The organism is Streptococcus mitis (assembly GCF_002096845.1).
Lineage (GTDB): Bacteria > Bacillota > Bacilli > Lactobacillales > Streptococcaceae > Streptococcus > Streptococcus mitis_A.
Genome location: NZ_NCVK01000034.1, coordinates 62,904 through 76,061 on the forward strand (window position 1 = coordinate 62,904; position 13,158 = coordinate 76,061).

The following is a 13,158-nucleotide window of genomic DNA, read 5'->3' on the forward strand; positions in this document are numbered from 1 at the left end:
AGTATAAAAACTCTAGCCTTCAGTTACAAACGACTGAAAACTAGAGTTTTTTCTATTGTTTCAAAGCATTATACAAGTTGCGAATAGGTTGCTTTAATATCGGATGGATAAAATGAGGCGCAATTTCTTGTAGAGACTCAAGAACAAAAAGGCGTTCTGCTATGTAAGGATGAGGCAAGATAAGGTCATCTGTATAAATGACCTGGTCCTCCACAAAGAGCAAGTCCAAATCAATCAAACGAGGTCCCCAATGCACTTCTCTCACCCGTCCCATCTCTGACTCAATGGCTAACAAGGTCTCTAATAGCACTGGGGCAGGCAACCATGTTTCAACCTCAACCACTTGATTAGCAAAGCTATCTTGCTCCACACCACCCCAAGGCTCCGTTGTTAAGACACTGGACTCTTTAAGAATATGGATACCACGAGCTCGCATGTTCTCAATGGCTTGCTTCAAGTTTGCTTGTTTATCCCCCATATTGCTTCCTAGGGCGATAAAGGCTCGTTGCTTGCGGCGATGGATGGTTACGGAGCAAGTATCTAGTGGCAAATGCACTGGCGCCCAAGGCTTTTTCAGTTCCAGCTTGATTTCTTGGACAAGAGGATAGGTCTCAAAAGTACGTTCTACCAGTTTATAGGCTACCGTTTCAATCAAATCCTCACTCGTTTCCTGAAACCATGTCGTCCACTGCTGACACAGTTCTCCATAATGGACAGAGGCTGTCAAATCCAAATCTGTAGCTGCCTTGGTCATATCATAGGATAGGATAGCCGAAACGACAAACTTCTGCCCCAATTCTTTCTCACTGGGAAAAAGACCATGATAGGCAAAAATTTCCAAATCCTTAATCTGCAGTTGATCCATAATGATTCCTTTCTAGAAAAATCCGCTTGAAGCGGATTCTTTTTATACTCAATGAAAATCAAAGTGCAAACTAGGAAGCTAGCCGCAGGCTGCTCAAAACACTGTTTTGAGGTTGCAGATGGAAGCTGACGTGGTTTGAATTTGATTTTCGAAGAGTATTATAGTCCCATTAAACGATAAGCCTGATTTCGGAGGTCCTTATCTGTTTCAAATAGACCACGAGCTACTGTCGTCAAGGTTGCAGTGCCTGGTTTTCTGACACCACGCATGCTCATACACATATGTTCCGCCTCAATGACAACAAAGGCTCCTTTAGCACCTAGATACTCCATCAAGGCATCGGCTACTTCGATATTCAATCGTTCTTGGATTTGTGGCTTTTTCGAATAAACTTCAACCGTACGGGCTAGCTTAGACAAGCCTGCCACACGACCATCTGGAATGTAGGCAATATGCGCTTTCCCATAAAATGGCAGAAAGTGGTGTTCACACATGGTATGGAAAAAGATATCCTTTTCTACCACCATATTATCGTCAATAATCTCAAAAGATTTTGACAAATGTTCCTCCGCTGTTTGACCAAGACCTGAAAAAATCTCTTGGTACATACGAGCGACACGAGCAGGTGTTTCCTGCAAGCCCTCGCGATTAACGTCCTCTCCTACAGCCTCGATAATCATTTTTACAGCAGTTTCAATCTTTTGTGTATCCATTTTCGTTTTTCCTCTCCATCAGATAGGCTCTCACTTGGCTCAAGAAATACAAGGAACCAGTGACAATCCTAACTGTTTGTTTCTCTTCTTTTTTATCTGTCAATTTCTGCTCTAGAAAATCCTGCCAATCTAGGTAGCTGAGATTTCTAGACTTAGCTGCCTCTTTCAGCACGCTTTCATCAGTCGCCCGACTGTCGTCAAAATGTGTCAGGGTAAACTCGGTATCTGGCATGGCCCCCAGCAAGTCCAACATATCCTCTAAGGCCTTGGTTTTGATGCAAGTAAAGAGGATTTCTTTATGATAATCTGCAAAGCGTTCTTGCAAGGTTGCCAATAAAGCCTTGATAGCATGGGGATTGTGGGCTCCATCCAAGATCATCAAGGGGTTCCTTGACACGACCTCCAGACGCCCCGGCCATCTTGTTTCTTCCAAGGCTTGGACAATCAAGTCATTGCTTGCTAGTTCTCGACCATCCTCTTGACAAAAAGTATCAAGTAAAGCTATGGCCATCCCAGCATTCTCTATCTGGTGCAAACCAAGCAGACCAGTCTGGAAGCGACCTTGTCTGACAACACTTGTATAGTCAAAGACTTCGCCTGTAACCACACTCTTTTGATGGCTGACCTGATAATCTGTCCCGTAGGCAAGTCTCGGCGCATCTTTCCCTTCCGCAATACTGTCAATCACACCCAAAGCTTCTGGAGCGATACGACCTGTTACCAAGGGAATGCCTTGTTTGATAATACCAGCTTTCTGCTCTGCTATGGCCTCCAAGGTGTCACCAAGTAGGGCCACATGATCCAAGCCAATGGTCGTGATGCCTGTTAGAATAGGCTGGCAAATATTGGTACTATCTAAAAGTCCACCCATGCCAACTTCCATGATGGCCACATCTACTTGCTCTGCGGCAAAGTAATCATAGGCTATAGCTGTGATAATCTCAAACTCAGTTGTCCCCTGCAAATTAGCAGCCGATTCCCCCTCAAGCAAAGACCGGTAGTCTGCCATGAGGGCTTCTAGCCTAGCCTCTGGAATGGATTCCCCATTGATGCTAATCTGGTCTGTGTAATGAATGAGATAGGGCGAGCTAAACACGCCAACTCTCAGTCCTAGCTTTTCTAGCATCTTTTTCAAAAAAGCAATGGTCGAACCCTTGCCGTTAGTCCCTCCGACATGGATGACCTTGAGTTTTAGATGGGGATTGCCACGCAAAGCTAACAGTTCCACCATTCGTTCCAAGCCAAAATGCGGTTGATCCGTCCGGTAGTTAGCAATCCACTGATTATTTTCAAATTCTTTCATCTTATTTATATTGTTTTAAATCTAAATTTTCCGCTTCATCAGCCAGACGAATAGCGGAGGCAATTTCAACTGCCATCTTGTGACTGGCTACGTCATGCACGCGCACCACTTCCACACCCTGTCTCGCAGCGATACTGGTTACATGAGCAGAGGCCGTGTCCCAATTGCGGAAACCGAGTTCTGTCTCAGGATTGACTTCAAAACCATTTTCTTCTAGGATATTGATGACAAATCGCTTGCGCGACACTCCGAGAAAGATTGGATAGCCTTTCTGATGGACTTTATCCAGGTCCCGTAAAAGAAGGAGATTTTCTTTCTTGGTCAGACCAAAGCCAATTCCTGGATCCAACAGGATATTTTCTTGTGCAATCCCAGCTTGATTTGCTCTCGCTAAGGCTCTGTCAAAGAAAGTCTCCATCAAGTCTTCGATTGGCAATTTTTCAAAGTCAGCTAACTCTTTTTCTGTAAAAGCTTGACCAAAGCCAAAATGAGGAAATATGAGTGAGCTAGGATGCTGAGGTCGCGCCATAACTGGATTAAACATAATGACTACTTTCGCACCAGCCTTAGCAACCACATGAGCCATTTTCTCATCACCCATAAGACCAGTGATATCATTGACTAGATTGGCACCAGCAGCCAAAGCAGCCTCTGCTACCTGACTCTTCCAAGTATCAATGGAGATAAGGACATCACTTTCCTTGCGAATCGCTTTAATCACTGGAACAACACGCTGGATTTCCTCTTCTATCTCAACATAGCTACTTCCCGGCCGCGGCCGAGTCGATTCTCCGCCGATATCGAGCATACTGGCTCCTTCTGCTATCAATTTACGAGCCTGCTGGAGCGCCTGCTCAAGAGCAAAAAATTGACCACCATCCGAAAAGGAGTCTGGGGTTACATTGATAATTCCGCAAATAGCTGTCTTTGCATGATTGGCTTTAGTTGACATATCGGTCACTCCCTCAAGGCTTTTCATCATATTATTTCTCTATTTTACCATAAAAAGAAAAAGATGGACACGATTGCATTCATCTTTTTCCCAGTAGAAACAAGTAAGCAATTGTCAAAAATCTTATACTCTTCGAAAATCTCTTCAAACCGCGTCAACGTCGCCTTGCCGTACTTAAGTACAGCCTGCGGCTAGTTTCCTAGTTTACTCTTTGATTTTCATTGAGTATTAAACAGAAATCCCTAATGTCCGACTCAAAATCACCACGAGAGCCAGCAAACAGAAAACAACCCCATTCACAATCATGTGAAGTAAGATAGACATTTCCAAACGTTGGGTCTTGTAAGCCGTCCAAGACAGAACGATCGACATAACTCCATAAATCAATAAAGAAGGTAAATTACTCGGTTGATGCAATAAAGCAAACACAACCGTACCGACTACAAATCCCAAGTTCTCTTTTCCTCGGAAAATCTTTTTAGGAACAATCCCACGGCACAAGATTTCCTCACAAATTGGAGCAAGCAAGGCCAACAAGAAGAAACTGGAAATCAGAGAACTATTCTGAACCATATCGTTAATCTGAGACTGGTTACTTGTTGTCGTCTCATTTGACAGTTGTAACAAGATAGAACCAAGTATATTTGAACAGATAATGACTAAATAACTCAAGCCCAATCGTGCCAAATCCTTAGCTCTAAAAAATGAAAAATTAAAACTTGCTAATTGCGTTTTACGAGCTCCAAAAATAAATAGCACCAGAACCACAATCGAAATACCAGCGACTATCAGTCCTGACTGTAACAGTGGTACTTCATTTAAAGTTAAAATAGCAGTAACCCCTATAGGAATCTGATATAAGATTGTCGCTAGCAAAAAGATTAACAGCCAACCTGCACGATTCAATAATTCTTTCCACATACTTTTCTCTTCCATCATTCATCTCCTAGACTTTGTATTAAAAAAGGGGGAAATCCCCCCTGGGTTATCCTATTATAAGGCCATGCTGATATAGTTAAGGATAAACAAGGCATCCAAAATCCAAATCATGACATGAACATCTTTAGCTTGACCTTTGACAAGCTTAGTCAAAGTGTAAGTCAAGAAACCAACTGCAATCCCTTGAGTGATAGAGTAGCTGAATCCCATAAAGATAGATGTGAAGAAAGCAGGAACCGCTTCAGACATATCATCCCAATGGATATTTTTCAAGCTAGCCAACATCATAATTCCAACGATAATCAAGATTGGAGCTGTAGCGGCTGTTGGTACAATCGCTAGAAGTGGGCTAAAGAAGCTTGAGATTGCAAAACAGATTGCCACAACCAAGGCTGTCAAACCTGTACGTCCACCTGCACCAATACCAGCAGCAGACTCAACATAAGTCGTTACGTTTGAAGTACCAGCGATGGCACCAATTGAAGTACCAATCAAGTCAGAGTAAAGAGCCTTGTCCAACTTAGCTGATTGGTGATTTTCACCATTTGTCGCTACGATACCAACTTTTTCACCAGTACCGATCAAAGTACCAATTGTATCAAAAATATCTGTCAATGAGAAGGCAAGAATAGCCATCAGAGTTTCAGGCAAGCGAGCTGTATCTGAAATCAAAGCTCCCAAACCTTCTGAACCAAGAGCTGCACCAAAGACTGTCTTCAAGTCTTCAAAGGCTGCACCAACATGATTATTAGCAAAATCAATACTTGACAAATCTACCAAACCAACTGCAATAGCAAGAACAGTTGTTGTCAAGATAGAGAGGATAATTCCCCCTTTAATCCCTTTAATGACAAAGAAGATTGTGATAGCAAGTCCTGCAAGAGCCACCAAAACAGCTGGATTATTAAAGCTGACCAATCCTGGAACTGCTGAAGCATTTGCTGTAATCGCTGCTTGAGCCTTATCAGCACCTTCTCCTGCAACCGTATAATTTCCTGGATCGATAGAGAATTTCAAAAGCCCAGCATTCTTAATTCCCACGTAGGCAAGGAAGACACCGATACCAGCTGAAATAGCTGAACGAAGGGCGTTTGGAATCGATTCAATGATCATTTTACGAACATTTGTCAAGGTAATAATCAATGAGATAATTCCACAGATGAAGACCATAGCTAGGGCTTCTTGCCAAGAATAACCGAGTCCAAATACAACTGTAAAGGTAAAGAAGGCATTGAGTCCCATACCTGGCGCTTGAGCATATGGCAAGTTGGCGTAGAAGGCCATCATCAGGGTACCAGCAACTGCACCGATAATCGTTGCGAGGAAGACACCCTGAGCAGGCATTCCTGTTTGCGAAAGAATTTGTGGGTTTACAAAGAGAATATAGCTCATTGCAAAGAAAGTCGTTAAACCAGCGAGAACCTCTGTACGAACGTCTGTACCGTTCTCTTTTAGTTTAAATAATTTGTCCATTATCAATCTCCTTTTAATTTTTATGAACAATAATAGAATTATATCATTTATCATTCACTTTTTCAATATCTTTGTTTGATTTATTTAAGAATTTGATGAAATTTCTTTTTTGGTTTCGAATCTGCTTTTCTGCCTGCTTTCTGTTATAATAGTAGACATCTTATCTGAAAAGACACTAGAAAGGTCCCTATGACGAAAAAAATTATTGCAGTTGACCTGGATGGAACCCTACTCAACTCAGACAGTCAAATTTCTGACTTTACCAAAGAAACCATAAAAAAAGTTGCCGAAAAAGGCCATCAGGTTATTATTACGACGGGTCGCCCTTACCGAATGTCAAAAGATTTTTACCGCGAGCTTGGCTTAGACACTCCTATGATTAATTTCAACGGCTCCCTTACTCATTTACCAGACCAAGTTTGGCATTTTGAAAAGTGTTTGACGGTAGACAAAAAATATCTGCTAGATATGGTTCGACGTTCAGAGGACATTCAAGCCGATTTTATCGCTGGAGAATATCGTAAAAAATTCTACATCACAAATCCTAATGAAGAAATTGCCAATCCAAAACTATTTGGTGTAGAAGCTTTCCAGCCTGAAAATCAATTCCAGCCTGAATTGGTAACCAAGGATCCTAACTGTATCCTCTTGCAGACCAGAGCCAGTGACAAATATGCCTTGGCAAAAGAAATGAACGCCTTCTACCAGCATCAACTGTCTATCAATACCTGGGGAGGTCCGCTCAATATCCTTGAGTGTACCCCCAAAGGTGTCAACAAAGCCTTTGCTTTGGACTACTTGCTCAAGGTAATGAACCGTGACAAAAAAGATTTGATTGCTTTTGGAGATGAGCACAATGATACCGAAATGCTTGCTTTTGCTGGGAAAGGTTATGCAATGAAAAATGCCAACCCAGAGCTACTCCCTTATGCCGACGAGCAAATTGCCCTGACCAATGACCAAGATGGGGTTGCCAAAACCCTGCAAGATTTATTCTTATAACCTATACTGATACTCAATGAAAATCAAAGAGCAAACTAGGAAGCTAGCCGTAGGTTGCTCAAAGCACTGCTTTGAGGTTGTAGATGAAACTGACGAAGTCAGCTCAAAACACTGTTTTGAGGTTGTAGATGAAACTGACGAAGTCAGTAACAATATATACGGCAAGGCAAAGCTGACGTGGTTTGAAGAGATTTTCGAAGAGTATGACCAGCTTGCGGGCTGGTCTTTGTGTTCTTTTCACAGTCTCATCAACCAGTTAATCGATTGTTCTACTTTTTGCCTCCAAAACCTTGGAAAAGGCTTTCTTTTGTGATATACTTCACATATAAATACAAGAGAGCTCGTCACACTCGACTCTGTTGACACAAAATCAATCCAGTCCTGTTTCTCCTGCTCTCAGTTAATATCAAGGAGGATAGCTATGAAAGCTGTTGTTGTAAATCCAGAAAGCACTGGTGTTGCTATTGAAGAAAAAGTACTCCGTCCACTTGAAACTGGAGAAGCACTTGTAGAAATTGAATACTGTGGTGTTTGCCACACTGACCTCCACGTTGCCCATGGTGACTTTGGTCAAGTACCAGGACGTGTACTAGGACACGAAGGTGTTGGTATCGTTAAGGAAATTGCCTCAGATGTTAAAAGCCTTAAAGTCGGCGACCGCGTCAGCGTTGCTTGGTTCTTTGAAGGATGTGGCACTTGCGAATACTGTACAACTGGTCGCGAAACCCTTTGCCGTACAGTAAAAAATGCTGGCTACTCAGTAGATGGTGGTATGGCTGAACAATGTATTGTAACTGCAGACTATGCTGTCAAAGTTCCTGACGGACTTGATCCAGCCCAAGCTTCTTCTATCACATGTGCTGGTGTAACAACCTATAAAGCGATTAAAGAAGCAAAAGTTGAACCAGGTCAATGGGTTGTTCTTTACGGTGCTGGTGGACTTGGTAACCTCGCAGTTCAATATGCTAAAAAAGTATTTAATGCACATGTCATCGCAGTTGATATCAATAACGACAAACTTGCCCTTGCAAAAGAAGTTGGTGCTGATATTGTGATTAATGGCCTAGAAGTTGAAGATGTACCTGGACTCATCAAAGAAAAAACTGATGGTGGAGCTCATTCAGCTGTCGTAACTGCTGTGTCTAAAGTTGCCTTCAACCAGGCTGTTGACTCAGTTCGTGCCGGTGGTCGCGTAGTCGCTGTTGGTCTTCCTTCTGAAATGATGGAACTCAGCATCGTGAAAACAGTTTTAGATGGAATCCAAGTCATCGGTTCTCTTGTAGGAACTCGTAAAGACTTGGAAGAAGCCTTCCAATTCGGTGCAGAAGGTTTAGTAGTTCCAGTTGTTCAAAAACGTCCAATAGAAGATGCCGTAGCCATTTTCGACGAAATGGAAAAAGGTCAAATCCAAGGACGTATGGTACTCGATTTCACCCACTAATCTAATAAAAACCTATTTTAAAAGTTGGAATACGCTTCCAACTTTTTTATATTAAATTTTAATATCAAAAATTACTATGTCTTCTTGAAACCTTATTATATCAATATCATTAAATACACTATTTAAATGTTTTCTTGAATATTTTATATCAAATAGTTGCTTTTTATATGAAAACGGTTTATACTTAAACAGTCTTAAAGTTTTCTTAAACGAAAACTAAAACAAAAAAGGAGGAATGACAATAATGAGTATCGGAATCATTATTGCGAGCCACGGCGAATTTGCTGCGGGTATTCATCAGTCAGGATCTATGATCTTTGGTGAACAAGAAAAGGTTCAAGTTGTAACCTTTATGCCAAATGAAGGTCCTGATGATTTATACGCTAAGTTTAATAACGCTGTTGCTGCATTTGACGCAGAAGATGAGGTTCTAGTTCTGGCTGACCTTTGGAGTGGATCTCCATTTAACCAAGCTAGTCGCGTGATGGGAGAAAATCCTGAGCGTAAGTTTGCCATCATCACAGGACTTAACTTACCGATGTTAATCCAAGCCTATACAGAGCGCCTCATGGACGCTACAGCAGGTGTGGAAAAAGTCGCTGCGAATATTATCAAAGAAGCCAAAGATGGCATCAAAGCTCTTCCAGAAGAGTTAAATCCAGTTGAAGAAGTTGCAACTGCTGCAGTTGCTCCTGTAGCCCAAGCTGCTATTCCAGAAGGAACTGTCATCGGAGACGGTAAACTCAAAATCAACCTTGCCCGTCTAGACACTCGTTTACTTCACGGTCAGGTTGCAACTGCTTGGACTCCAGACTCAAAAGCAGATCGTATCATCGTTGCTTCAGATAACGTAGCTAAAGACGAATTACGTAAAGAATTGATTAAACAAGCAGCTCCAGGTAAAGTGAAAGCAAACGTTGTTCCTATCCAAAAACTAATCGACGTTGCAAAAGATCCTCGCTTCGGAGAAACACATGCCCTTATCTTGTTTGAAACACCTCAAGATGCTCTTCGTGCTATCGAAGGTGGCGTGCCAATCAAAACTCTTAATGTTGGATCAATGGCTCACTCAACTGGTAAAACAATGGTTAACAACGTTTTGTCTATGGACAAAGACGACGTTGCAACATTTGAAAAAATGCGTGACCTCGGTGTTGAATTTGATGTACGTAAAGTACCAAACGACACGAAAAAAGATTTGTTTGACTTGATCAACAAAGCAAACGTGCAATAATCGATTTTATGAAAGGATTTTAAAGATGTCTATTATTTCTATGGTTTTAGTAGTCGTTGTAGCCTTCCTAGCAGGTCTTGAAGGTATCCTCGACCAGTTCCAATTCCATCAACCAATCGTAGCTTGTACCCTTATCGGTCTTGTTACTGGTAACCTTGAAGCAGGGATTATCCTTGGTGGTTCTCTTCAAATGATCGCCCTTGGTTGGGCTAACATCGGAGCTGCCGTAGCTCCTGACGCTGCTCTTGCTTCTGTTGCTGCTGCCATTATCATGGTTCTTGGTGGCGACTTTACTAAGACAGGTATCGGTGTTGCCCAAGCGGTTGCTATCCCTCTTGCAGTTGCTGGTCTATTCTTGACTATGATTGTCCGTACACTCTCTGTCGGATTGGTTCATACTGCTGATGCTTCTGCTAAAAAAGGTGACTTCAAAGCAGTTGAACGTGCTCACTTTGTCGCACTTCTTCTTCAAGGTCTTCGTATTGCAGTTCCTGCAGCACTCCTTCTAATGGTACCAACTGAAACCGTACAAAGCATTCTAAATGCTATGCCTGATTGGCTTAAAGACGGTATGGCTATCGGTGGTGGTATGGTCGTTGCCGTTGGTTACGCTATGGTTATCAACATGATGGCAACTCGTGAAGTATGGCCATTCTTCGCTATCGGTTTCGTGCTTGCTGCCGTGTCAGATATTACTCTAATCGGATTTGGTGCTATCGGTGTTGCTATCGCTCTTATCTACCTTCACCTTTCTAAAACTGGTGGAAATGGTGGCGGAGGAGCCGCAACTTCTAACGACCCAATCGGCGATATCCTAGAAGACTACTAAGATAAGAAAGGACTGAAAACATCATGACTGAAAAACTTCAATTAACTAAATCAGATCGTAAAAAAGTTTGGTGGCGTTCAACTTTCTTACAAGGTTCTTGGAACTATGAACGTATGCAAAACTTGGGTTGGGCTTACTCATTAATTCCAGCTCTTAAAAAACTCTACACTAAAAAAGAAGATCAAATCGCTGCTCTTGAACGCCATCTTGAGTTCTTCAACACTCACCCATACGTAGCCGCTCCAATCATGGGGGTTACTCTTGCACTTGAAGAAGAACGTGCTAACGGTGTTGAAATTGATGACGCTGCTATCCAAGGGGTTAAAATCGGTATGATGGGACCTCTTGCTGGTATCGGTGACCCAGTATTCTGGTTTACAGTACGCCCAATCCTTGGATCACTCGGTGCTTCACTTGCCCTTACTGGTAATATCTTAGGTCCAATCCTCTTCTTCGTTCTTTGGAACTTGATTCGTATGTCATTCTTGTGGTATACACAAGAGATTGGATACAAGGCTGGATCAGAAATCACTAAAGATATGTCTGGCGGTATCCTCCAAGACATCACTAAAGGTGCTTCTATCCTTGGTATGTTCATTCTTGCTGTCCTTGTTCAACGTTGGGTAAATATTAAATTTGCTTTCGATGTTGCCAAAGTTCAACTAGATGAAAAGGCTTATATCCATTGGGATAAATTGCCAGAAGGATCTAAAGGTATCCAAGAAGCATTCGCACAAGTAGGACAAGGATTATCTCAAACATCTGAAAAAGTTACTACTTTCCAACAAAACTTGGATATGTTGATTCCTGGACTATCAGGACTACTCCTTACTTTCCTTTGCATGTACTTGCTTAAGAAAAAAGTATCTCCAATCACTATTATCCTTGCACTCTTCGCAGTGGGTATTGTGGCACATGTTCTTCACATCATGTAATCAAGCAACTTAAAAGGAATCAGGTTCTAAAATCTGATTCCTTTTTTCTATACTTTTATTCGGCCAAGGCTCCCATTGGATCCCATGGTGCAAGTACAATTGGTTCTGCTTCATAGGCAGCTTGTTCTTCAGCTGTCAGCAATTCTTTGCGGACAACGATTTGATATGTGTATTCGTCCATCCAAGCGTCTGAGGCAACAAAGTAACCATCTGTACCGACCTTGTCTCCCCATGAGTTTTCAACCTTCCACTTGGTTGACTTGCCATTTTCGTCCAAATCAACACCTGTCAAGACCATGGCGTGGGTCATCAAGCTTTCACTGTAGTCCAGACGTCCAGCCTTGTCTTGAGTGAATTGAATGTCCATGCTTGATTCGAAGTCATAAACATCTGTCGCAAGGATTCCAGCTTTGCGGTTGCTGAGCTGGCCGACATCAGAACCAAACCAAACAGTCTCACCTGCTTGCATTTGAGCAATTGCCAACTCTTTCAAGCGCTCCATCGGCACGTTGATGTAACGAACTGCACGGCTACCAACCACATTCCCCAACATCTCAACTGTGTAAGATTTACCGTATGGTTTATCAGCAGTTGGAGCATTGATAACAGAAACATAGTCCTCTAGAGGAAGATTAACATATTTCTTGTAAAATTCTTGTGGTGTGATGCCCTTTTCACTTTGGTAGTTGTTATCCTTATCGCGATAAGCAAAGTCAAATTTACGTGGTGGAAGTCCTAAAGACATAGCAAGAAAGTTAAAGATTTCTTGCAAAAGTTCTTCTTTCTTAGCTTGAACAGTCGCTTGGTCTGCGCCAGAAGCAAGCAAGTCACGCAAGATTTGAGCATCTTGACGAAGCAATTTGTTAAGGATTGCATTTAGCTCACGACTGCTACTAGATGAAACTGACTCAGGGTAAACTGACTTAGGCACGACACCATATTTTTCAAAAAGAGATACCACCATATCCCATTGACCACCATCTTGTTGAGGTGTCTGAAGTAGGAATTTAACCTTACGGCTCGTCAATTCTTGGTCTGCAGTCGCAATGACTTGCTCCAAGAACCAGTTGGATTTCTCATACTTGTCCCAGAAGAATGTGTGGGCCTGTGACAACTCAAAATTTTCCAGTTTGTATTGTGAGATGAGCTTGTGGCGGAAGGTGTTGAGAGCCGCAAACATCCAGCAACGACCAGATGCTTTCTGGTTAGTTACCTTGTCCTTGGTCAAATCCAATGAGAAAACAGGTGTGTTGTCTACATGGCTTTGGCGACGCTCAAGGGCTGCAAAAATTCCGTTGTGGCTGGCAGCATTTTCAATCGCTTGGTATTTTACATTTGCTTCATAATTGGCAAATAGTTTATCAGTAAATGATTCTTGAATCGCGTTCATAGATTCCTCCTTTTATTCTACAGTCTATTATAACTCTTTTCACAAAGGAAGCAACTGAAAAACATAAAAGGCAAGGACATTG

Annotated in this window: 13 protein-coding genes; 6 read left to right on the plus strand and 7 right to left on the minus strand. The window is 42.1% G+C overall.

Annotated elements, in window-relative coordinates; all coding sequences use genetic code 11:
• Positions 1–52: 52 nt before the first annotated feature.
• The 6 genes from folK to B7695_RS06820 form a co-directional block, all read right to left on the minus strand.
• Positions 53–865: a 2-amino-4-hydroxy-6-hydroxymethyldihydropteridine diphosphokinase gene (gene folK, locus B7695_RS06790; RefSeq protein ID WP_084890632.1), complete on the minus strand. Its 813-nt coding sequence runs from the start codon at positions 863–865 to the stop codon at positions 53–55.
• A gap of 158 nt (positions 866–1,023) precedes the next feature.
• A complete protein-coding gene (folE, locus tag B7695_RS06795; RefSeq protein WP_084890634.1) occupies positions 1,024–1,578 on the minus strand; it encodes a GTP cyclohydrolase I FolE in 555 nt (184 codons plus the stop codon).
• The gene (locus tag B7695_RS06800) at positions 1,559–2,881 is read right to left on the minus strand and encodes a bifunctional folylpolyglutamate synthase/dihydrofolate synthase (RefSeq protein WP_084890636.1); all 1,323 of its coding nucleotides are present in this window, start codon (positions 2,879–2,881) and stop codon (positions 1,559–1,561) included. The genes folE and B7695_RS06800 overlap by 20 nt, the downstream gene beginning before the upstream one ends.
• Before the next feature lies 1 nt (position 2,882).
• Positions 2,883–3,863, minus strand: coding sequence for a dihydropteroate synthase (gene folP, locus B7695_RS06805; protein ID WP_192855748.1), 981 nt, complete (start codon positions 3,861–3,863; stop codon positions 2,883–2,885).
• Positions 3,864–4,061: 198 nt separating this feature from the next.
• Entirely contained in the window at positions 4,062–4,769 is a 708-nt protein-coding gene (locus B7695_RS06815) for a CPBP family intramembrane glutamic endopeptidase (protein ID WP_192855749.1), read from the minus strand.
• A 57-nt stretch (positions 4,770–4,826) separates the two neighbouring features.
• The gene (locus B7695_RS06820) at positions 4,827–6,245 is read right to left on the minus strand and encodes an NCS2 family permease (protein ID WP_000359256.1); all 1,419 of its coding nucleotides are present in this window, start codon (positions 6,243–6,245) and stop codon (positions 4,827–4,829) included.
• Positions 6,246–6,434: 189 nt separating this feature from the next.
• Here B7695_RS06820 and B7695_RS06825 point away from each other — a divergent pair, with 189 nt between their 5' ends.
• From B7695_RS06825 to B7695_RS06850, 6 genes are all read left to right on the plus strand, one after another.
• Positions 6,435–7,247, plus strand: a complete 813-nt coding sequence (locus B7695_RS06825) for a Cof-type HAD-IIB family hydrolase (RefSeq protein ID WP_084890640.1) — start codon at positions 6,435–6,437, stop codon at positions 7,245–7,247.
• A gap of 16 nt (positions 7,248–7,263) precedes the next feature.
• Positions 7,264–7,560, plus strand: coding sequence for a hypothetical protein (locus tag B7695_RS11470; RefSeq protein WP_142358875.1), 297 nt, complete (start codon positions 7,264–7,266; stop codon positions 7,558–7,560).
• 108 nt (positions 7,561–7,668) lie between these two features.
• The gene (adhP, locus tag B7695_RS06835; RefSeq protein WP_084890642.1) at positions 7,669–8,688 is read left to right on the plus strand and encodes an alcohol dehydrogenase AdhP; all 1,020 of its coding nucleotides are present in this window, start codon (positions 7,669–7,671) and stop codon (positions 8,686–8,688) included.
• A 244-nt stretch (positions 8,689–8,932) separates the two neighbouring features.
• Positions 8,933–9,922 (plus strand): PTS sugar transporter subunit IIB, encoded by a 990-nt coding sequence (locus tag B7695_RS06840; RefSeq protein ID WP_084890644.1) that lies wholly within the window; start codon positions 8,933–8,935, stop codon positions 9,920–9,922.
• A 25-nt stretch (positions 9,923–9,947) separates the two neighbouring features.
• The gene (locus B7695_RS06845; RefSeq protein WP_000022716.1) at positions 9,948–10,751 is read left to right on the plus strand and encodes a PTS mannose/fructose/sorbose transporter subunit IIC; all 804 of its coding nucleotides are present in this window, start codon (positions 9,948–9,950) and stop codon (positions 10,749–10,751) included.
• Positions 10,752–10,774: 23 nt separating this feature from the next.
• Positions 10,775–11,686: a PTS system mannose/fructose/sorbose family transporter subunit IID gene (locus tag B7695_RS06850; protein ID WP_000136865.1), complete on the plus strand. Its 912-nt coding sequence runs from the start codon at positions 10,775–10,777 to the stop codon at positions 11,684–11,686.
• 55 nt (positions 11,687–11,741) lie between these two features.
• Here B7695_RS06850 and pepC read toward each other — a convergent pair whose 3' ends face one another.
• Positions 11,742–13,076 carry an aminopeptidase C gene (gene pepC / locus B7695_RS06855; protein ID WP_084890646.1) on the minus strand — a complete coding sequence of 445 codons (1,335 nt, stop codon included), beginning with the start codon at positions 13,074–13,076 and terminating at the stop codon, positions 11,742–11,744.
• Positions 13,077–13,158: the final 82 nt, after the last annotated feature.